Raw genomic sequence first — 17,068 nt, 5'->3', positions numbered from 1 at the left:
CCTCACGTGCGGTCGCCGAGGTCGAGGCGTTCGCCGCAGCGGTCGATCCCGGCGCGGATCATCGCGCCGTAGCCGTCGTCGGGCAGCGCCCCCACCCGGTCCCGGGCCCGGGTCAGGTGGTGGCGCGCCCGGTCGTCGTCGCCGAGGCGGCGGTGCACGTCGGCCAGGTTCAGGTGCAGCGACGGCAGGAACCCGCCGACCGTCAGCCCGGCGTGGTGGCGCTGCGCCCGCTCGTCGGTCAGCTCCTCGGCGGCGGCCAGGGCGCGCTCGTCCCACAGCAGCTCGGCGTGCGGGTCGTCCTGCACGTCGGCGGCGTAGTGGGCCAGCGTGCACCGGTGGAACGGGTCGCCGTCGGCGGTCACCTGCGCCCACAGGGCGTCGAACCGGGCGCGGGACCCGGCCCGGTCACCGGCACGGCCCGCCTCGACGGCGGCGCCGACGGCGTCCATGACGGGATCCGCGGTGACGGGCTGGTCCACGGGGGCCTCCGGTGCTCGGGGGTGGGTCGGGACGCATGCTGCACCGGACCCCCGACAGTTCCGCTCAACCGCGGGGCAGCTCCCGCCAGCGCGCCTCGACCGCGCGCCACTCGCGGTCCAGCCGTCCCGCCGCCCGTGCGCGGCCGGCGACGCCGGCGGCCGTGTACACCGCGACCAGGCCGGCCCCGCCGACGCCCAGCACCGTCGCCGACCGCAGGATCCCGGCCGTCCGGACCTCGGTCGGGTGCTCGGGGGCGGCCGGGACCCCGTCGGGGCCGATCCACAGCCCGACCGTCAACCCGGGCGCGACCCGCCCGCCGACGGTCACCGTGGCGGTCCGCACGACGCCGCGGCCGTCGGTCCAGCCGACGTCGACGGGCCCCGGTCCCGCGGTCGTCCCGAGCACGGTCGCGCTCACCCGGGTGGTCCCGGCCGCCCGGGCGGCGGCGGTCTCGGCGGCGTCGCCGACCGCGATCGCCAGCAGCAGGAGCAGTCCGGCCGCGACGGGCACGACGACCCGCCGCAGCCCGGTCAGGGCCCGCTCGACACCGTCGGGCTCGCCGGAGGGGTTCATGGGTCGAGGGTCGGCCCGTCCAGCTCCCCGGACAATGCGGAAGTTCCGCTTTCAGCCTTAGGCTGTGACAGAGACAGAGTGGATGTGGTCCGCGAGCGCCAGCACCGCGGGCCATCCCGGCGAGCTCGGCTCGAGGGCCGCGCCCCGGCACAGCGACAGCCCGCGCCGCGCCCACGGCTCCCCCAGTGCGACCACCTGCAGACGCCCGGCACGGGCCGGGACGGCGGCCGCGCGACGGGGCACGACGGCGATCCCGGCGCCCGCCTCGGCCAGCGCGACCACCGTGCCCAGGTCCGCGGCGCGGGTGCGGTACCGCGGCGCGAGCCCGGCGTCGGCCGCCTGCGCGTCGAGCGAGAGCTGCAGCGGCGACGACGCGGCCAGCCCCACCATCGGGTGCTCGGCCGCCTCGGCGAACGCGATCGTGTCCCGGCCGTCGAGCACACCGTGCCCGGCGCCGACGACGACCAGCGAGTCGTCGCACAGCGGCTCCGCCCGCAGTCCCTGCCCGGCGGCCACGTGGTCGAGCACGATCCCCAGGTCCGCCCCGCCGTCGGCGAGGGTGCGGGCGGTCTCGACACTGCGCCGCAGGGTGACGTCGACGTCGGAGTGCGGCCGGGCCAGCAGGAACGCCGTCACCGCCCGCGGCACGAGGTCGTGCATCGCCGAGCTCCCGGCGAGCAGCGACAGCGGCGCGCTCGTCGGCCGGGAGTAGGAGGCGATCGCGCCGTCGAGGCGCGCCGCCCGGTCGAGGACCTCGCGGGCGTGCCGGGCCAGGGCCCGCCCGGCCGGGGTGGTGCGGACCCCGCGCCGCTCCCGGACCAGCAGCTCGACCCCCGCGTGGCGTTCCAGGGCGCGGACCCGTGCGCTCGCCGACGGCAGGCTCAGGTTGGCCCGCGCGGCACCGCCGGTGATGGACCCCTCGGCGACGACGTGCAGGAACAGCCGCAGGTCGGTGAAGTCGTACTGCACCGGCCGAGCCTATGGCAGCTCCGTACCCTGGGTCGACACGTCCGATGCGGACGGGCACTGTCCGCGTCCGGGGTCAGGATCGTCGCCGTGACCCCTACCCTGCAGATCGCGTTCGACGCCGCCGACCCGCATGCCCTCGCGCGGTTCTGGGCGGCCGCCCTCGGCTACGAGGTGGAGGACCACACCGCCGTCGTCGACGGTCTGCTGGCCGCCGGCCACCTCGGCGAGGCCGACGTGCTCGTCGACGGCGACCGGCGCGGCTTCCGCGACGTCGCCACCGCCCGCGGGCCGGGTCCGCGGCTGTTCGTGCAGCGGGTGCCGGAGCCGAAGTCGGCCAAGAACCGGGTGCACCTGGACCTGCAGGTCGGCCCGGAGGAGGCCCCCGCGGAGGTGGAGCGCCTGGTCGCGCTCGGCGCCCGGGTGCTGTGGACGACGGCCGACCGCGGCCCGGTCACCACCACCCTGTGCGACCCCGAGGGCAACGAGTTCTGCGTGACCTGAGGTCGCCGCGACCGGCTCAGCCGGGCTCGAAGTCGTAGGTCCGCCCGCCGACCCGGAGCAGGTCGACGGCCGAGACCAGCCCGGCGTCGCCGCCGCCCTGGTTGAACCCGGCGGCGTAGGCGGTCATGTCCGGGTAGGCGGCCATGATGTCGGACAGCGTGCGCTGCTCGCCGCCGTCGCGGCACTGCCGGTAGGCGTCGACCCGGCCGATCTGCTGTGTCGTGCAGTAGGTGCCGGACCCGACGTCGTAGCGGGTCCAGGTGCCGGCCGGGGCCCGGTCGGGCAGGTAGGTGAGGACGTGCAGGTCGCCGGCCTCCAGGGTGCCGCCGTTCACGTCGACGGCGATCGCGAACGACGGCATCGCCCCGCTCGACGACGCCGGGTCGCGATACGCCCAGTAGCTCGCGTCGGTGAACCGGGACAACGGGCCGGCGACCTCGTCGGTGACGTACTGGCGCTTGTCCCCGTCGCCCGGGGTGCGCAGCTCGAGGGCGCCGCTGCCGCCGTCGGGCGGGGCACCGTGGCGGGCGGTGAACTCGCGGCTGCCGGAACCCTCGTCGAGGGTCCCGGCGAACTGGTTCGACGCCGCCGGGGTGACGGTCACCCGCCCCGACGGGCCGAACGGACCGACCGCGACGGCGGGCTGCAGCGACGCGAGCCCCACGAGCGCGACGACGGCCGCGGCCGTGGCGATCAGTCCGTTCCGTCGTCCTCGACGCATCCGCCCTCCCCGAGCCGGTCGTGGGGATCAACGACCGGGGACGCCCGGGGATACCACCCGGTTCAGGCCAGCAGCGTGCCCGGCGCCGCCTCGTAGGGCTGGAAGAAGTCGTTGGCGGGCGCCCCGGCGAGGGTGAGCACCAGCGCGGGTACCGCGACGCCGTCGATCTGCTCGCGGAGGATGTCGGCGTGCCCCGCGTGCCGGGCGAACTCCTCGACCAGGTGCACCAGGTAGTAGCGGGCGTGGATCGGCCGCGCGTCGTAGATCCCGTGCCAGGGGGCGGGCGGGGCGGTCGAGTCGCCGGCCGGGTCGGTCTTCGCGACGGTGGCGAGCAGCTCGGCCCGGACCCGGTCGAACTCCTCGACGGTCGCGGCGACGGTCTCGTCGTCGCCGACGGTGAAGCTGCCGGTGAACAGGGCGACCGCGGCCGCGTCGAGCGGCTGCTCGGTGACGTCACCGGTCAGCCGGTCCAGCGCGCCGCGCATGCAGTAGGCGGCGTGCTTGACCAGGCCACCGACGGACAGCGCGCTGCGGCACGGGGTCGCGCGGGCCTGTTCCTCGGTGAGGCCGAGGAGCGCGGAGCGGATCGCCGTGAGCTGCACGTCGATGTAGTTCAGGAGGCCGGTGACCTCGTCGTGGCGGGCGGGTGCGTACATGGGGTCCTCCGGTGCTCGGGAGCGGTTCGAGGACGACTGTGCCGCCCGATGCGGTCAGGTCCGGTCCTCGACGGCGGAGGAGCGCGTGCGGATCCGCTACCGGGCCGCGCCGATCCACGACAGCCACGCCGGCATCGCGAGCCGGGCGAGGCGGTCGTAGCCGTCGGCACCGGGGTGGGCGCCGTCCCCGTCGCGGACCCCGGTCGTCCACACCTCGTCGGCCGACAGCGCGTCGAACACGTCGACGAACGGCACCCCGGCGGCGTCGCACACCCCGTGGAACCGCGCGGTCAGGTCCCGCACCCGCCGGTTCACCGCCGCGTCCGCGATCGGCGGGGGTCCGACGACGAAGGCCGGCAGGCCCGCGGCCCCGGCCCCGGCGAGCAGCCGGGTCAGGTTCGCGACCGTGACGTCCGCCTCCATCCGGCACCGGCCGTCCTCCTCGACGCCGTCGTTCACACCGAAGGACAGGACCAGGCGCTCGTCGCACCCGGGGGCACGGCGTGCGCCCGTCTCGCGCTCCCAGCGGGCGAGGACGTCGCTGCTGGTGTCGCGGCGGATCCCCAGGTTGTAGGCGGTCGTCGGGATGCCCCGGCGCCCGACCGCCGCCACGAGGCGGCCGAACCACCCCCGGCAGTCGGGGTCGCCGACACCGGCGACGAAGGAGTCCCCCAGCGCGACGACGCGCAGGTCGCGGGTGCTGCTCACCGGCAGATCGTCACACGTGCCCGGGGCGACCACGCCGCCACGCCCCCCGTCCGCGCGGGCCCCCGGCCGGCGAGCCCGGTCCCGGAGCCGTCCGAGCGACACGGCACACCCGGGAATCCACTGGTCCGCAGGCCGTCGGCGTGATTCGCTCCCGGTCACGAGCCGTTCGGTGAGGAGTCGTCGTGATCGAACCGTCCGCAGCCCTGGGTGTCGTCGTGATCGCCCTCGGCATGGTCCTCACCCCGGGGCCGAACATGGTGTACCTGACCTCCCGGGCGATCTCGCAGGGCCGGCGCGCCGGACTCGTGTCGCTCGCCGGTACCGCAGTCGGCTTCCTCTGCTACCTCCTCGCCGCGACGGCCGGGCTCTCGGCGCTGTTCGTCGCCGTCCCCGCCGCCTACACCGCGGTGAAGATCGCGGGGGCGCTCTACCTCGCCTGGCTCGCCTGGGGCATGCTGCGCCCCGGCGGACGGTCGCCGTTCGAGGCCCGCGACCTCGCGCCCGAGCGTGATCGGCGCCTGTTCGGCATGGGGCTGCTCACGAACCTGCTGAACCCGAAGATCGCGCTGATGTACGCCGCGCTGCTGCCCCAGTTCGTCAACCCCGCCGACGGCGCCACCGGGAGCCAGCTCCTGCAGCTCGGAGCGGTCCAGATCGCCGTCGCGGTGACCGTCAACGGGCTGATCGTCCTCACCGCCGCGTCCGTCTCCGGGTTCCTGGCCGCACGGCCGCGGGCGATGACGGTCCAGCGGTGGGTGGCCGGCACCGTGCTCGGCGGGTTCGCCGTCAGGACCGCACTGGGCCCCGGCCCGGCGACGAGCTGACCCGACCCACGCGGACCACGGGAGCCGGGCCGTCCCGGTCCTCCCCGGCGCCCCGGACGGCGTGGTCACGACCTCGCGCCGGTGCCGGCCCCGTCGCGGACCGGGTGCCCGGTGGGGATCGGGCGACGGGCGGGGCTGGGGTGCGGACGAGCCGGTCTGTAAGCCGGAGACAGCGGACCCGGCGTAGTGCACAGCTTCTGACCTGCGGATTCACTCACCGCCCACCACCGGCGGGCAACGCCTGGGCAACACGGGGAGCGCAGAGCACGCCGTCCACCGCAGCCCGGGTCCGATCCTCGGAGTCCGGCCACAGGTGCGCGTAGGTGTCCAGCGTCTCGGCCGCGCTCGCGTGCCCCAACCGGGCCTGCACCGTCTTCACCGACTCCCCGTGCCGGATCAGCAGGGACGCGAAGAAGTGGCGCAGGTCGTGGAACGACGCCCCACCCGGCAGCCCCACCGCCTCCCGGGCCGGGCCCCACACCCGTTCGGAGAAGTGCGTCCGCCGGATCGGTGCCCCGCCGTCGGTGGTGAACACCAGCGCGGCCCGGGTCTCCACCGGCGCGGCGTTGCCCGCCCGGTAGGTGATCGTCTGCTCTGCGGCCGGGTAGGCGGCCAGGTGCGCGGCCAGCGCGTCGAGCACGACCCCGGGCAACGGGATCACCCGGTGCGAGGCCGGAGTCTTGGGTGGGGCCAGGTACGGGGCGCCGGTGATGACCGTGAGCTGACGGTCCACCGTGAGGGTGCGGCGCAGGAAGTCGATCCGGTCCAGGCTCACCCCGAACGCCTCGCCCTGGCGCAACCCGGTCCCGGCACCGAGCAGGACCAGCGCCCGGTACCGGGCCGGGACGGCCTCGGCCAGCGCCTCCACCATCTCCACGGCCACCGGCTCCACCCGCGCCGGTGTCGACCGGGGCAGGGTGATCCGCTCGCACGGGGTGGTGGCGATGAGCCGGTCGGCCACAGCGGCCCGCAGGACGGCGGCCAGGTAGCTGTAAACGGTCCGGGCCGTGGACGGCGCCAGGTGGGTAGTCAGCCCGGTCACCCACGCCTGCACCTCGGTGCGCCGAATCGAGCCCACCGCCCGGTCACCGAACGTCGGGTAGACCCACCGGCGCAGGTGCGTCTCGGCCTGGGCCCGGGTGGTGGGCCGGTGCGCTTGGGCCGTCCGCCACGCCTCGGCGTAGTCGGCGAGCCGGGTCTGTGCGCCGTCGGGATCGAGGTAGACACCCCGGGCCTGATCAGCGGTAACGGTCGCCAGATGGCGGGCTGCGTCGGCCTTACGGGCGAACGTCTTGTTGCGCTGGCGGCCGTCGGCCTCACGCCAGTGCACCCGCCACCGGGCTCCCTTGCCGCGCCGGTCATCCCGGGCCCACCGGTCTTCGATCGACCCGCTCACGACGTGGCCGGAGCGGTGTCGTCGGCCAGCATCCGGTAGAGCGTGGACCGGCCCACACCGAGCGTGGTGCGGATGGTCTCGACCGACTCCCCCGCGTCGCGCATCCGCCGGGCGAGCGCCACCTGATCGGCATTGAGCGCACGCGGACGCCCGGTCTGGCGCCCCCGCTCCCGGGCAGCGTCGCGCGCGGCCTCGGACCGCTCGTTGATCAGGGTCCGCTCGTACTCGGCCAGCGCCCCGAAGATGCCGACGAGCATGTTCCCGGTGGCGGTGCTCGTGTCGATCGACTCCCGCAGCGACCGCAGCACGACACCGCGCTCGGTCAGGTCGGCGACGGTGCGGATGATCCCGGACAGGGTGCGGCCCAACCGGTCGAGCGCGACCACGACCACCGTGTCACCGGTGCGCACGTAGGCGAGCAGGTCGGCCAGCCCGGTCCGGTCATCCCGGGCCCCGCTCATCTTGTCCACGAACACCCGCTCGGCACCGGCGCCGTGCAGAGCATCCAACTGCTGATCGAGGGACTGACGCTGCGTGGACACCCGCGCGTACCCCACCGTCTCACTCATACGACAAGTGTCCCAAAAGTCGGCCCGAAACGCTACAGCCTGCGCCTAGTTTCGGGACGGTCTTTCGGGAATGAGTGACCTGCGGCTACGCCTCGCCGGTGGCGTCCCGGGAGACGTGTCCCGATTCGTTCACATCGGGACGGTCACGCTCGGCAAGGTGGTCGAGCGCATCGGCCCACCCCCGCAGGTAGGCAAGTTGCACCGGGTCGGCGGTGGTGTCGGGGGCGTCCCGCACGCCGTCCACGATCGAGCGCAGGGCGGCGGCCACCTGGTCCGGGTCGGGCATGAGCCCAGTTTTTCCCACCGCCCCGGACCCGGGTACACCCCTGTACCCCTGTCTCCCCCCCTCCGGCATCTCGAAACCGGGCAGCACACCCGCCCGGATCGCGATGGCCTCCAAGTCACCGGTGGCGTACTCCAAGGCGTCGAGCACGGCGGCGACCCGGCCCCGGGCACCGCCGACCGACGACGAGAGGGTGCCTGCGGCCAACTCCTCGGTGATGTGGAACAGCCGGTCGGTCAGCGCCTCCACCTCGCCGTCGCGGAACACCAGGCGCCGGGCGTACTCGGGCGTCTCGGTCACGACCCGTAGCCCGGGTGTCGGGCGAGCACGTCGGACACCTCGGCGGCGACGTAGTCGGACCACTCGGCGCTCTCGGCCAGCCGCTGCGCCTCGGCCTCGGTCACCTCCCACGGGTCCTCCGGGTTGAACACAGGGACCTGAACATCGGCGGACAGCCGCACCGGGCCGGACCCGGCCGTTCCCGGGCCGTTGCCGTCGGAATCCGGGTCATATCGCCAGGTACCGGCCGCATCCCGGGTCCACGGGAAGTCGGGGGAGCCGGTCCACGGCGGGCTACCCACGGGGCACCGGTCCCCGGGTGCCGCTGCCGATGTGGCGGTCCACGATGCGCTCCACCATCTCCGGCGGGGACTCCGGCGCAAGGCGCCAGGTGGCGGCCCGGATGAGGTGGTCGGCCAGGTCGGACCCGGCAAAGAGCGCGGCCTGGTCGAGCGGAGCGAGGTCGGCGCGGTAGTGCCACCACCACCGGCGCAGCCCCTCCCCCGGCGGCAGGTCTGCGTCGTCGGCCTCGGGAAACCCGACCGCCCGGTCCAGGTCCCGCAGAGCGGCGGCCACGGCCGCGTGGTCGGGCGGTAGAGCGATACCCAGCTCTCGCCGGGAGTCGACGTCCCGGTCATACAAGCGGCGGAGCAGGTCGTGTGCGGCCCGCTGCGCCGGTGTCGGACGGTAGAGCGAGGTGATCATCTGTCAGTCCTCTCGTGGTGGTGGCCAGCAGAGCCGGGCGCCGGGCCCAGACCTGCGCCACGGCGTCGGCCAGGTCGTCGGCGCCCTGCTCCCGTAGCCCGGTGGTGATCGCAGCCCGGGCACCCGGGTCCAGATCGGCGTAGGCGAGCGTGCGCAGCAGCGCGGCGGTCTCCGGGTGGGTGACCGCCTCGGCCGGTGGCAGCACCCGTGCGGCGGTGTCACAGGCCCGCAGGACGGTCACCAGCGCCTCGCGGCGGGCCCGCCGGTCCGGGCGTGCCTCGGCGTCGTCCAGGGCCTCCCGGGCTCGGTCAAGGGTGTCGGCGACGACCTCGGCGAGCGCGTCGCGGTCGATCGCAGCGCGCAGGCGCCCGGCCGGGGCACCGAGCCGCAGGCACCCGGCGGCGTGCCGGTGGACGGCGGAGCGGGACAGCCCGTGTCGACCCGCCGTGTCCCGGATGGACACCCCCGACGAGACGGCACGGTCGACCGCCTCCCGGTCCGGGTGGGCGCACACCGAGCAGGTGGACGGCACGGGTCACCGTCCCGGGTCGTCGGCGACCACCGAGACGGCGCCGTCCCCACCGAGCCCGGTGATGTACGGAACCGACCCCTCCGGGGTCAGCCGCAGGTTGCGCGGCCCGGCGACCGTCTCGACCGGGTCAGGACGGAACGGTGCGGGACGGGTGACCGTCTCAGCGCCCGTGTCAGCGTCTCGCACCGTCTCCGGGTCCGTCTCGTCCACCGCGAGGTGGACGGCGCCCCACCGGGCCATCTGGCCCTGCGGGCTGAGGTCGTCGCACCAGGACTGCCCGTGCCGGTCCCGGGTGGCGGCTACCGCCTCGGCGTCGAGCACGACCCGGTCCCCCCGGGCCAGCACCCGCCCCGACAGGGTCAGCCCGTCGGTGACGGCGAGCAGGGCCAGCGGCCCGGAAACGGCCGGCATTTTTGGATCACTCACAGGTGTCTCCTCTCGTCGGTCCGGGTCTGCGCCCGGGGTGGTGTCGGTAGTGCTCGGCAGGGACCAGGTCGTGCCGGTGCCGACCCGGGTCCGGGTGACACCGAGTGCGTCGGCAGCCCGGCGCAGGGTGCGGACGGACACCCCGGCACGGGCAGCGGCGGCGGCCACCTCCCCGGCCGGGCGGGGCCCGTCGGCCAGCGCGGCGAGCACGACCCGGACCGCCTCGGCGCGGGCGCTCACGCGGGGTCCCCCGCCGGTGCCAGAGACGTCCCGGCGAGGATCGCGAGGGTGACCGGGTCGGTCTCACGATCCGTGACCGGACCCGGGTCGTACCCGGCGTCGCTCCCCGTTCCCGCTCCCAACCCGGGTACGAGCCCGGTCAGGTCCGTTCCCACGTTCCCGGTTCCCGTTCCCGTTCCCACGTTCCCACCTACGGAGTGGGAACGGTGGGAACCGGGGAACGAGGGGGTACCTCCGCCCGTTCCCGCTCCGTCGTTCCCACCGTTCCCGGGAACGACGGGAACGGAGACCGGGTCCGGGTCCGGGTCGTGACCGTCCGTAGTCGAATCGGCGTCGGCGGACGGCCACGCGGCCAGCCGCCACCGGGTCGGAGCGAACCGGGTCGTACCCGGCGTCGCCACGACGAGCCCGGCCGCGACGCACTCCTGCCCGGCCCGCGACAGCGTCGAGGACTTCAACCCGTTACCGAACGGGCCGTCGGCGATGCGGTCGTTGACCTCCGGCCCGGTCGACTCGACACCGATACCGGTCAGCGCCTCCAAGAACCGCTGACCGGCCGGTGACAGCCTCGGGCCGTCCGCGCCACCGTCACCGGCTACGTCGTCGACCACCGGCGCCGCCTCGGTGACCACGTGCAGAGGCGAGGCCAGGTCCCCCGGGTCATCGGCCCACACCCGGCGCCGCACGCGCCACGCCTGGTCGGGCACCTCCCCACCGACCACCGAGAGCACGGTGACCACATCGGTGCCGCCGTCGTGGTCGCGGTCGGCGTGGCGCGCCTTCACCTCGGCGGAGATCAGCACCCGGCCCCACTCGGCGGGACCGGCACCGGACATGCGCCCCGGCCCGGTGCCCTGGCCCCGGTTGTGGTGGTGGACGACGAGCAGTGCGGCACCGGCGTCGGTGCACAGGTGCTGTGCCGTCTCCAGAACCCTGCCCATCGAGTAGAGGTCCCGCAGGTCAGCGCCCCGCGCGGCGAGGTAGAGGGGGTCCAGGACGACGAGCACGGGCCGGTGCTCTGCCACCTGCGTGCGCATCCGCATGACATGCACCTCATCTGTCAGATGAGGCGCGCGGGTCACCACGGCCAGCGGCAGCGCGTCGGCGTCGACCCCCCGGGCAGCGCACACCGCGTCGATCCGGCGCAGGGTCGCCCGGGCCCCGCCCTCACCGGCGAACAGCAGGACCGGCCCGGCCGTGTCGACCGGCACCGCACCGAGCCACGGCGTCCCCGACGCCACGCTCACGGCCGCGTCGATCGCACACCAGGTCTTCTGCGCCTTAGGCTCGGCGGCGAGCACGCCGTACGCACCCGACGGCCACACACCCCGCAGCAGGTACCGGGGCGGGCCCTCGGCGGCCACAGCGGCCCGCAGGTCGGCGACCGACCGCATCCCGTGGCCGTCGACCTCCCCCGGCCCGGACCGCGCTGCCTGGTCCACCGCGTCGATCTCGGCCAGCCGTGCGGCCAGGTACTCGCGGCTGTCCGCCGCCCCCGACCACGTGCGCCCGGGACGGCCGTGCCGGTCGGCTTCCTCGGTCACCGAGCCGGTCAGTACCTCGGACGCCTCGCTGTAGGCCCGGGTCGTCAGCCACCTCGTGTAGCCGTCCACCACCTTGTCCGCGTACCAACGCACACCGGCAGCATCCGGGGCGTCCATCGAGGTCAGGGCGTCGTATGCCTCCCCTGCCTGCGCTTTAGACCCGGCGTCTCCCGCCGTCGACAGCAGAGCATCCCGGGTGATCATCCCGCCGGTGCGGGCGCGGTAGTCCCTCATCGCGACGAGCAGGGCCTGCATGGTCGGGTCACCACGGAGCGCCTCGTCGGGCACCCGGTCGATCTCGTCGAGCAGCGCGACGCCACCGGCCAGGACACCGGCGAGCATCTTGCCCGCGTCGGTGTCGGCGATGCGGGTCATGCCCGGTCCGCGAGGTCGTCCAAGCCGTCGGGCAGGCCGGGGTAGAGGTGGGCGGCGAGGTCGTGGCAGAGGTCGTCCGGGTAGGACTCGACGGCGGCGGCCAGCGCGTCGGTGACCTCGGGCCGCAGGACCCGGGTCAGGTGCTCGTACAGCGCGTCCGGGTCGTCCACGTGCTCGCCGACGGCGGACAGGACGTGCTCCACCGCGTCGGCGGTGACCAGGGCGGCGAGCAGGTCCCGGGCGAGTGTGGGACGGCTCAGCCGCTTGGACAGGTCCCGGGCCATCTCGCCAAAAACATTCTGATCAGGCATAATCGCTTCAGTACCTTTCTTGTTGCGCCGGATTGGCTCCCGGCACCGAGCGCCCCCGCCGGATCACTAGCGGGGGCGCTTTTCTATTGCTTGCTAGTGCTGTGACTCGATACGGCCGGATGCCAGAAACGCCGCAAACTCGGCGCGCGAGACCAGAATCCGGGCGCCCACCTTGTAGAGCGGCACCGCTCGCCGGTCGACCACACCCCTGATCCACCTGGGAGCGAGCCCGGGCCACTCGGCCTCCAACCCGCGCACGGTGAGCAGGTCAGACGGCGCACCCGGCACCGGGCGAGGCTCGGCGACCTGGGCGTAGCGGCCACCGGCAGCAGGGGGCGGAGCAGTGGTGAAACGGGGGGCGTCGGTTGTCCCTGTCGGGATCATGTGTCCTCCTATGACGGGATCAATCGAAATGGACGACCCGAATGTAAAGGACCGGAACCGTAGTGGTGAATAGCTTAACTCAGATCAATTGAATGTTGCATTTCTGTACCTGCTCACAAATGTTGACTTTCTGTACCTGCTCACAATGGTGGGGACCACCCCGACCCGGGCCCCGACGCTCTACCGGGCAGCACACCCGGCCGGTCCGGGTACGGGTCATCGCGGCGCCCCGGTAGCCCGTGACAGCGGGGACTCCCACCCGGTCCCGGGACTCCCCCACGGGCCGCTGACCTCTACCTATCCCCTCCCGGCCTCCCCGGGACTCCCCGGGCCTCCACCGGCAGCACAGAGGCCCCGTCCCGGCGCAGAGCACGCACAGACGGGGCCTCGGGTCGAGCAGAGGTCTACCGGGTCAGCAGGACGGCCAGGGCGACGAGCAGCAGGACGGCGAGCAGCAGGGCCAGCGCGACGAGCACCACCACCCGGGCAGCCCGCCGGGTGCGCCTACGGGGCGGCCAGGTCTGGCGGGGCCAGGTGGCCCGGCGTCCCCGGTGCCGTCCACGGCGGCCCATCACCGGGTCCGTCCACACCGGACACACCCGGGCACCCGGTGGGCAACGCCTGGGCAACAGCAGGGCCGTACGGGGCCGTATCCGGCCGTAAGCGCCCGGAAAGTAGTGCAACCGTGTTTGCCCTGGTCAACATGCTCATACGAGCCTCTGACCTGGGCCGGATCAGAGGGGTGCGGACGAGCCGGTCTGTAAGCCGGATCCTGTTCCCGGGCACCTCACGGTGCTCCGTTCGGCGACCATCCATCTCGGCCTGCCGTCGCCGGCAGGCTCCAGCGGTCCACCCGCAGGCTCGGGCGGGCAGCCCTCATGCGCCTGCGCAGCCGTACACGTACGGCCTCTCGACCTTGCTCCGGGTGGGGTTTACCGAGCCACCCCGGTCACCCGGGGTGCTGGTGGTCTCTTACACCACCGTTTCACCCTTACCCCGCGGCTCCGGGGAACCGCGTGGCGGTCTGTTCTCTGTGGCACTGTCCCGCGGGTCGCCCCGGGTTGCCGTTGACAACCACCCTGCCCTGTGGAGTCCGGACTTTCCTCGGCGGGACCCGGAGGTCCCGCCGCGGCCGCCCGACCGACTCGTCCGCGCCCACGAGGATACTCACGCCGCGACGGCGGCCCGCACGACCTCCGCCAGTTCGTCGCGGCCGGGGCCGTCGGCGAGCGGCGCCCGCCATCCGCCCTGGTAGACGGCGCGGGCGAGCGGCTCCACCGGGTCGAGGGACTCCGGGCCGGCGAGCATCGCGAGGTAGGGCCCGAGCGCCGGCGCGATCCGCGGGTCGGCCGCGGCGGCGGCGAGGATCAGGTCGCTCGGGATGCGCCGGGTGAGGTCGACGTCGCCGCCGGACCACACGCGTCGCCAGTGGTCGTCGGAGCGGGTGTGGTCGTGCACCCACGGGAGCATCGCGGCGTCGCACCACGCCCCGAACGAGGCGGTGTCGCCGGTGTCGACGCGGTCGAGCAGCGCCCGGACCTGCATCGCGGTGGTGGCGAGGCCGCGGCCGAACATCGGGGTGGTGGTGCAGACGGCGTCGCCGAGCAGCACCAGCCCGCCGACGTCGGGCTGGGCGCGGTAGTGGTTGTACAGCCGCCCGCCGGGCAGCACCGGGGTGATCGGTGCGGACCGGTCCGGGTCGGTCCAGTCGCACAGCCCGGGGACGGCGCGGCAGGCGGCGGTGAACGCGGCCTCGTGACGGAGGTCGTGCAGCGCGTCGGCCGGGCGGACGAGGAGCACCGAGAAGATCCCGCGCTCGTGCCGGAACACGATCACCTGGTAGCCGTCGAGCCGGGCCTCCCAGGCGAGCGGGTTGCTCATCGGACCGGGCTCGGCGCCGTCGTGCAGCCGGTACTGGCGGCTGACGTAGGCGATGCCGGTGTCGCCGCCCGCGACCGGTGCCGGGCCGAGGTCCCGGGTCACCCGGCCGTTGCGGCCCGAGGCGTCGACGACCAGGTCGGTGGGGAGGTGTTCGCCGTCGACGACGAGCCCCCGGGCCCGGCCGTCCTCGACGCCCACCCGGTCGACGTGGCCGCGGCGCAGGGTCAGCCCCGGCTCCCGGGCCGCGACCGAGCGCAGTGCCCGCTCGAAGGTCTCCCGCCGCACCCGCATCCCGGCGGGCAGGCGGGTGCCGTCGTCGAGTACGAAGGCGAGCGGCTCGGCGCCGGCGGCCAGGCAGGCGTCCCACGCCTCGGGCAGCTCCGCGCGCAACGCCTCCCCCATCTGCTGGCGGACGCCGTGCGGGTGGTGGAACTGCATGACCCCGCGCCGCGCCCAGCGGCCACCGGTGTCCGGTCCGGGGTCGGGGTCGACCGCGACGACCGCGTGCCCGCGTCGCGCCAGCGCGGCCCCGAGGAGCAGGCCCGCGGGGCCGGCGCCGATGATGCCCACCTGCACGACGACCTCCCGGCTATATTGACTGCACTCAGAGTGCACCGAATTGAGGGTGATGTCCAGTGACGCGGGCCTACCGCTCCACGACGCGCGACGAGCGGGCGCGCGCGACCCGGCGGACCGTCGTCGCGGCGGCGGCGGAGCTGTTCGTCCGCGACGGATGGACCGCCACCACCCTCGACGCCGTCGCCGCGGCCGCCGGGGTCAGCCGCCGGACCGTCGTCAACGCCGCCGGAGGCAAGCCGGCGCTGCTGTCGCTGGCCTGGGACCACACTCTCGTCGGCGACGACGAGCCGGTCCCGATGGCCGAGCGGCCCGCCGTCGCGCGGATCCTGGCACGCACCGACCCGGCCGGCGCGGTCGCCGCCTGGGTGGACATGGTCGTCGGGGTCCAGGGCCGCGCCGCGCCGCTGGCCGCGGTGATCGACGCGGCCGCGGACGTCGACGCCGACGTCGCCGCCCTGCGCGACCGTGCCGAGACCGAGCGTCTCGCCGGGGCCCGGGCGTTCGCCGCCCACCTGGCGACGCTGGACCCGGACCTCGACTCCGGCCCGGTCGCGGACCTGGCGTGGACGCTGAACGACGGCACGTCCTACCGGCGCCTGGTCGTGCTGCGTGGCTGGCCGGTCGATCGCTACCGGGACTGGCTGGTCACGGTCGCGCAGTGCTCGCTGCTCACGTCCCGCAGAACGTCGTGAACGGCGGCGAGTCCGGCCCCGCGGGCTGGGCGTAGCGCTCGTAGCCCTCGCGCTCGGTGAACGGGTGCGCGAGGACCTGCAGCAGCCACTGCACCGGCTCCAGGTCCCCCTCGACGGCGGCGCCCAGCGCCTCCTCGACCAGGTGGTTGCGCGGCACGTAGACCGGGTTGACCCGGTCCATCGCGTCGGCGTCCGGACCGGCGGCCCGCCAGGACTCCAGCCACGGGTCCAGCGCGGCCGGGTCGGAGAGCAGGGCGCGGACCGGCCCGGCGTCGCCCCGGGCGGCCTCGGACAGCCGTCGGAAGAACAGGGTGTGGTCGGGCTTCTGGTCCTCGATCACCGCGAACAGGTCGGCGAGCAGCTCCGGGGTCCCGACGCCGATCTTGGCGAGGTAGCCGCGGTCCCGGGCGGCGAGGTAGGCGTCGGCGAAGCCCGCCAGCTCCTCGGTCGCGAGGCGCACCGCCTCCTCCTGGGAGTCGGCGAACAGCCCCAGCAGCGACTCGCCGAGCCGGGCGAGGTTCCACTGGGCGATGCCGGGCTGGTTGCCGTAGGCGTAGCGGCCACCGGAGTCGATCGAGGAGTACCAGGTCGCCGGGTCGTGGGCGTCGAGGAAGGCGCACGGGCCGTAGTCGATGGTCTCGCCGGAGATCGTCATGTTGTCGGTGTTCATGACGCCGTGCACGAACCCGATCTGCATCCAGCGCGCGACGAGCCCGGCCTGGACGGCGATCACCGCGCGGTAGAGCTCCAGCGGCGAGGACGCCTGCGGGTGGTGCCGGGCGATCGCGTACTCCGCGAGCCGGCGCAGCACGTCGACCTCCCCCGTGGCGGCCGCGAACTGGAAGGTCCCCACCCGCAGGTGGCTGGCCGCGGTGCGGGCGAGCACGGCGCCCGGCTCCGGGCCGCGGTCGCGCAGCACGGGCTCGCCGGTGGCGACGACGGCCAGCGACCGCGTGGAGGGCACCCCCAGCGCATGCATCGCCTCGGAGATCACGTACTCGCGCAGCATCGGCCCGAGCGGGGCCCTCCCGTCGCCGCCGCGGGCGAACGGGGTGCGTCCGGACCCCTTGAGGTGCAGGTCGCGGCGGGCGCCGTCGGGGCTGACCAGCTCGCCGACCAGCAGCGCACGGCCGTCGCCGAGCCGCGGCGAGTAGTTGCCGAACTGGTGGCCGGCGTACGCCTGCGCGACGGTCGTCGCCGAGTCGGGCACGGTCGTGCCGGTGAGCAGCGCGACACCCTCGGGCGTGCGCAGCTGCGCCGGGTCGAGGCCCAGCTCACCGGCCAGGGACTCGTTGAGCAGCACCAGCCGGGCGTCCGGAGCCGGGGCGGCCTGCCAGGGCAGGTAGAGCCCGTCCAGGTCGCGGACGAAGGTGTTCTCGAACGCGATCTCGGTGGCAGCGGTCATGGGTTCCAGGCTACGGACCCGCACGGTCGGCTGCC

Annotated in this window: 20 protein-coding genes and 1 other RNA gene; 3 read left to right on the top strand and 18 right to left on the bottom strand. The window is 74.6% G+C overall.

Features of this window, described 5'->3' with window-relative positions; translation table 11 throughout:
• Positions 1-2: 2 nt before the first annotated feature.
• From ZF1_RS11650 to ZF1_RS11640, 3 genes are all read right to left on the bottom strand, one after another.
• The gene (locus ZF1_RS11650) at positions 3-479 is read right to left on the bottom strand and encodes a hypothetical protein (protein WP_226369509.1); all 477 of its coding nucleotides are present in this window, start codon (positions 477-479) and stop codon (positions 3-5) included.
• 64 nt (positions 480-543) lie between these two features.
• Positions 544-1,053 carry a hypothetical protein gene (locus tag ZF1_RS11645; protein ID WP_482637250.1) on the bottom strand — a complete coding sequence of 170 codons (510 nt, stop codon included), beginning with the start codon at positions 1,051-1,053 and terminating at the stop codon, positions 544-546.
• Positions 1,054-1,110: 57 nt separating this feature from the next.
• Positions 1,111-2,022 carry a LysR family transcriptional regulator gene (locus ZF1_RS11640; protein ID WP_482637249.1) on the bottom strand — a complete coding sequence of 304 codons (912 nt, stop codon included), beginning with the start codon at positions 2,020-2,022 and terminating at the stop codon, positions 1,111-1,113.
• Between the two features lie 87 nt (positions 2,023-2,109).
• On the opposite strand from ZF1_RS11640, the gene ZF1_RS11635 reads away from it, so the two are divergent.
• Positions 2,110-2,523, top strand: coding sequence for a VOC family protein (locus tag ZF1_RS11635; RefSeq protein ID WP_208820245.1), 414 nt, complete (start codon positions 2,110-2,112; stop codon positions 2,521-2,523).
• Between the two features lie 16 nt (positions 2,524-2,539).
• Here the strand turns inward: ZF1_RS11635 and ZF1_RS11630 are convergent, their stop codons facing one another.
• From ZF1_RS11630 to ZF1_RS11620, 3 genes are all read right to left on the bottom strand, one after another.
• A complete protein-coding gene (locus tag ZF1_RS11630; protein ID WP_482637248.1) occupies positions 2,540-3,244 on the bottom strand; it encodes a hypothetical protein in 705 nt (234 codons plus the stop codon).
• A gap of 62 nt (positions 3,245-3,306) precedes the next feature.
• Positions 3,307-3,900, bottom strand: a complete 594-nt coding sequence (locus ZF1_RS11625) for a DinB family protein (protein ID WP_224402827.1) — start codon at positions 3,898-3,900, stop codon at positions 3,307-3,309.
• A gap of 96 nt (positions 3,901-3,996) precedes the next feature.
• Entirely contained in the window at positions 3,997-4,608 is a 612-nt protein-coding gene (locus tag ZF1_RS11620) for a GDSL-type esterase/lipase family protein (RefSeq protein WP_405417764.1), read from the bottom strand.
• A gap of 182 nt (positions 4,609-4,790) precedes the next feature.
• Between ZF1_RS11620 and ZF1_RS11615 the strand changes: the two genes are divergently transcribed.
• On the top strand, positions 4,791-5,432 hold the full coding sequence (locus tag ZF1_RS11615) for a LysE family translocator (RefSeq protein ID WP_405417767.1): 642 nt from the start codon (positions 4,791-4,793) through the stop codon (positions 5,430-5,432).
• 214 nt (positions 5,433-5,646) lie between these two features.
• Here the strand turns inward: ZF1_RS11615 and ZF1_RS11610 are convergent, their stop codons facing one another.
• From ZF1_RS11610 to ZF1_RS11560, 11 genes are all read right to left on the bottom strand, one after another.
• Positions 5,647-6,762 carry a tyrosine-type recombinase/integrase gene (locus ZF1_RS11610; RefSeq protein WP_482637247.1) on the bottom strand — a complete coding sequence of 372 codons (1,116 nt, stop codon included), beginning with the start codon at positions 6,760-6,762 and terminating at the stop codon, positions 5,647-5,649.
• A 62-nt stretch (positions 6,763-6,824) separates the two neighbouring features.
• Positions 6,825-7,397, bottom strand: a complete 573-nt coding sequence (locus ZF1_RS11605; protein ID WP_482637246.1) for a recombinase family protein — start codon at positions 7,395-7,397, stop codon at positions 6,825-6,827.
• A gap of 85 nt (positions 7,398-7,482) precedes the next feature.
• Entirely contained in the window at positions 7,483-7,980 is a 498-nt protein-coding gene (locus ZF1_RS11600) for a hypothetical protein (RefSeq protein ID WP_482637245.1), read from the bottom strand.
• Between the two features lie 273 nt (positions 7,981-8,253).
• Positions 8,254-8,535, bottom strand: coding sequence for a hypothetical protein (locus tag ZF1_RS11595; RefSeq protein ID WP_482637244.1), 282 nt, complete (start codon positions 8,533-8,535; stop codon positions 8,254-8,256).
• A 58-nt stretch (positions 8,536-8,593) separates the two neighbouring features.
• On the bottom strand, positions 8,594-9,196 hold the full coding sequence (locus tag ZF1_RS11590) for a hypothetical protein (protein WP_482637243.1): 603 nt from the start codon (positions 9,194-9,196) through the stop codon (positions 8,594-8,596).
• 3 nt (positions 9,197-9,199) lie between these two features.
• The gene (locus tag ZF1_RS11585; protein WP_482637242.1) at positions 9,200-9,862 is read right to left on the bottom strand and encodes a hypothetical protein; all 663 of its coding nucleotides are present in this window, start codon (positions 9,860-9,862) and stop codon (positions 9,200-9,202) included.
• Positions 9,859-11,781 (bottom strand): AAA family ATPase, encoded by a 1,923-nt coding sequence (locus tag ZF1_RS11580; RefSeq protein WP_482637241.1) that lies wholly within the window; start codon positions 11,779-11,781, stop codon positions 9,859-9,861. Before ZF1_RS11580 ends, ZF1_RS11585 begins: the two co-directional genes overlap by 4 nt.
• The gene (locus ZF1_RS11575) at positions 11,778-12,092 is read right to left on the bottom strand and encodes a hypothetical protein (RefSeq protein WP_482637240.1); all 315 of its coding nucleotides are present in this window, start codon (positions 12,090-12,092) and stop codon (positions 11,778-11,780) included. Before ZF1_RS11575 ends, ZF1_RS11580 begins: the two co-directional genes overlap by 4 nt.
• A gap of 788 nt (positions 12,093-12,880) precedes the next feature.
• Positions 12,881-13,048 (bottom strand): hypothetical protein, encoded by a 168-nt coding sequence (locus ZF1_RS11570; RefSeq protein WP_482637239.1) that lies wholly within the window; start codon positions 13,046-13,048, stop codon positions 12,881-12,883.
• Between the two features lie 173 nt (positions 13,049-13,221).
• Positions 13,222-13,624: RNase P RNA component class A (rnpB, locus tag ZF1_RS11565), an RNA gene on the bottom strand.
• A 19-nt stretch (positions 13,625-13,643) separates the two neighbouring features.
• The gene (locus tag ZF1_RS11560) at positions 13,644-14,972 is read right to left on the bottom strand and encodes an NAD(P)/FAD-dependent oxidoreductase (protein ID WP_482637238.1); all 1,329 of its coding nucleotides are present in this window, start codon (positions 14,970-14,972) and stop codon (positions 13,644-13,646) included.
• A 20-nt stretch (positions 14,973-14,992) separates the two neighbouring features.
• Here ZF1_RS11560 and ZF1_RS11555 point away from each other — a divergent pair, with 20 nt between their 5' ends.
• Complete coding sequence (locus ZF1_RS11555; protein WP_405417771.1) at positions 14,993-15,628, top strand: TetR/AcrR family transcriptional regulator; 636 nt, start codon at positions 14,993-14,995, stop codon at positions 15,626-15,628.
• On the opposite strand, the gene ZF1_RS11550 is transcribed toward ZF1_RS11555, so the two are convergent.
• The gene (locus tag ZF1_RS11550) at positions 15,606-17,033 is read right to left on the bottom strand and encodes a protein adenylyltransferase SelO (protein ID WP_482637237.1); all 1,428 of its coding nucleotides are present in this window, start codon (positions 17,031-17,033) and stop codon (positions 15,606-15,608) included. The genes ZF1_RS11555 and ZF1_RS11550 overlap by 23 nt on opposite strands.
• Between the last annotated feature and the right edge of the window lie 35 nt (positions 17,034-17,068).

Source organism: Pseudonocardia sp. ZF1, from assembly GCF_056835605.1.
Note: the sequence above shows the minus strand (reverse complement) of the source record. Positions and strands in the feature narration are given on the sequence as shown.

Bases quoted from the DNA above. Each gene is read 5' to 3' on its own strand.
- ZF1_RS11625 (WP_224402827.1), bottom strand. From the start codon at position 3,900: ATGTACGCACCCGCCCGCCACGACGAGGTCACCGGCCTCCTGAACTAC.
- ZF1_RS11550 (WP_482637237.1), bottom strand. From the start codon at position 17,033: ATGACCGCTGCCACCGAGATCGCGTTCGAGAACACCTTCGTCCGCGAC.
- ZF1_RS11645 (WP_482637250.1), bottom strand. From the start codon at position 1,053: ATGAACCCCTCCGGCGAGCCCGACGGTGTCGAGCGGGCCCTGACCGGG.
- ZF1_RS11630 (WP_482637248.1), bottom strand. From the start codon at position 3,244: ATGCGTCGAGGACGACGGAACGGACTGATCGCCACGGCCGCGGCCGTC.
- ZF1_RS11575 (WP_482637240.1), bottom strand. From the start codon at position 12,092: ATGCCTGATCAGAATGTTTTTGGCGAGATGGCCCGGGACCTGTCCAAG.
- ZF1_RS11605 (WP_482637246.1), bottom strand. From the start codon at position 7,397: ATGAGTGAGACGGTGGGGTACGCGCGGGTGTCCACGCAGCGTCAGTCC.
- ZF1_RS11570 (WP_482637239.1), bottom strand. From the start codon at position 13,048: ATGGGCCGCCGTGGACGGCACCGGGGACGCCGGGCCACCTGGCCCCGC.
- ZF1_RS11580 (WP_482637241.1), bottom strand. From the start codon at position 11,781: ATGACCCGCATCGCCGACACCGACGCGGGCAAGATGCTCGCCGGTGTC.